The 2,095-nt window shown below is 70.4% G+C and carries 2 pseudogenes; both read right to left on the reverse strand.

Features of this window, described 5'->3' with window-relative positions:
• Nucleotides 1-1,062: pseudogene (locus U9980_RS23750) on the reverse strand (hypothetical protein); the annotation flags it as partial.
• A pseudogene (locus tag U9980_RS23755) lies at nucleotides 1,014-2,095 on the reverse strand (tubulin-like doman-containing protein); the annotation flags it as partial. The pseudogenes U9980_RS23750 and U9980_RS23755, both read right to left, overlap by 49 nt.

Here is a 2,095-nt window from a genome sequence, read left to right on the forward strand (position 1 = left end):
CATCCGCAGGAACAGTTCGCTCGGCTGCTTCGTCCGACCGGACAGGCCCTCGGGCAGGGTCCGCATCAGCTGCTCGCAGAAGTCACGCCTGATCTGCTCGTCGTCCGCGAGTGTCCAGTCCTCGTACGCGCGCAGCAGGCTGCCCCACGACGACGCGGGCTCGAACGGCGCCAGCGACAGGGTCATCGACACCATGTGCTCGTCGTCGTCGGCGAGCTGAACGCGCACCTGCGCCGGCGAGTCGCGCTCACCACCCCGGGTACGGACGTTGCCGTTCCACATCGCGCACAGCAGATGGTGCAGGATGCGGACCCGGTGCTCCTCGGTGGTGGCCAGCCAGCCGTAGTCGTAACCGACCCGCTGGCGCCATTTCAGGAAATCGTGCGGCTGCTCGTCGAGCAGAGCGTCGGACCAGTGGTGCAGGATCTCCCGCAGCTCGGGGACCTCGGTGATGCTCATGGACGTCCGGAACAGCACCACCGCGATCGACTCGGCGTGGATCGGCCGGAACTCGACCACCATGTCGGGTTCCCGGGGAAGACGGATCTGTTCGCGCAGGAACCGTTCGATCGTCGGGTCGGCGCCGCCCGCCGGGTAGGAGATGAGCACTTTGAGCGCGCCCGATCCCTGTGGGGTGAAGTTCGCCGGCACCAGACCGTGGATCTTCGCCTGAAACTGGCGAACCTCGTCGCTGACAGCGATCAACGCCTCACGCCGCGCCGCGCCGGCGAGCAGACTCGCCATCGTCGGCAGCAGCGCGTCCGCACCGGCGTCGCTCTCCTGCGTGAACAGCCGCTTGACCTCCTGCTTGAGACGCTCCCGGACTATCGCCACCGCCGCGGTCGGGCTGCGGTCGATCGCCGCGGCCCAGGCCGGCCGCCAGCCCTCGGCACCGAGCAGCGCTGTGACCACGTCCGCCTCAGTCGCGGTGTTGCGGCCGTGGTCGCGGCGGACGAACCGCTCGAGCACCGTCCGGTAGAAGGTCTCCATGTCGACCGGGGGCAGCAGGTAGGTCACCCCGACCCGGTTGCGGTACAGCTCGGCACTTCGCTTGGCGAACATCCCGGGCTCGTTATGCGCATGATCGTCGAATGCGGCGGTGACCGCGCCGAACTGCTGGCGGACCCGTTCGAACGCGCGACCCCAGCGGGTCGCCTGACCGGCCCACGCCGCGCTCCACGCCGACTGCGCCCGCCAGGTGAACCAGGCGTCCTGGGCCGCCAGCGTCGCTGCACATACGGGTCGCCCCAGCGCAGCTTGCTCAGGCCCAGTCGGCGGTCGCGGATGTCGGCCGGCTGCGGCGGGTTGAAGGAGATCCCGGGCGGGGCGAACGGCTCCCGCCGGTAGTCGTCCAGCCGCCGGGCCACCCCGCCGCGCTGCTCGTCGTAGTCGAGACGGTTGTCGCCGAGCAGGACCCGGCGGGTCCGGAACAAGTCGAACCGGCCGAGCAGGAGGTCAACGGCCCTTGTCGGGTCGAATGCGGCGACCATGTCGGGTACGTCGGCCCGCAGCCGATCCTCGAGCGCGGCGACGCTGTCCTCCATCGTGCGGGCCCGGCTGCGGAGCGCCCCGGTGATCTCCAGCGCCCCGTGCGCGGCCGAAACCTCGGTGAACGGCAGCGGTCGGCTGAACAGCAGCGGCTCGAGGTCGGCCGCCGCCATGAACTCCCCGATCGCCGGCTCGTTGTCCTCGCCGCTGCCGGGCGCGATCTCGCCGAGCATGCCGACCGCGCGTGCCAGCAGCCGGGAGGCGACGATGTCGGCCAGATCGTCCACGGGTACGTCCATCGACGCCACCAGACTGGTCGACACGCCCCGCAAGCCGATGCCGGAAGGCGCAGGGACCTCCCGCTCCACACCCCGGTTGATGAAGTCGTCCGCGAACGACTGGTAGAGCCGGTCACCCGCGCCGGCACCGGCGGCGTCGACCTTGCCCGTCCCGACCAGCGACAGCATCAGCGACACGATCGAGCGGTGCAGGTCGTCGCGGCGAACACCGTAGCTGCCGCTGAACAGGAAGGCGGTCTGGATGGTAGCGGGCGCCAGCGCGGTCGCCTTCTCCTGACCCGGGTAGAGGACCCCGAGCGTTCCGGTGG

Source organism: Protofrankia sp. Cr1 (genome assembly GCF_963555865.1).
Classification (GTDB): domain Bacteria; phylum Actinomycetota; class Actinomycetes; order Frankiales; family Frankiaceae; genus Protofrankia.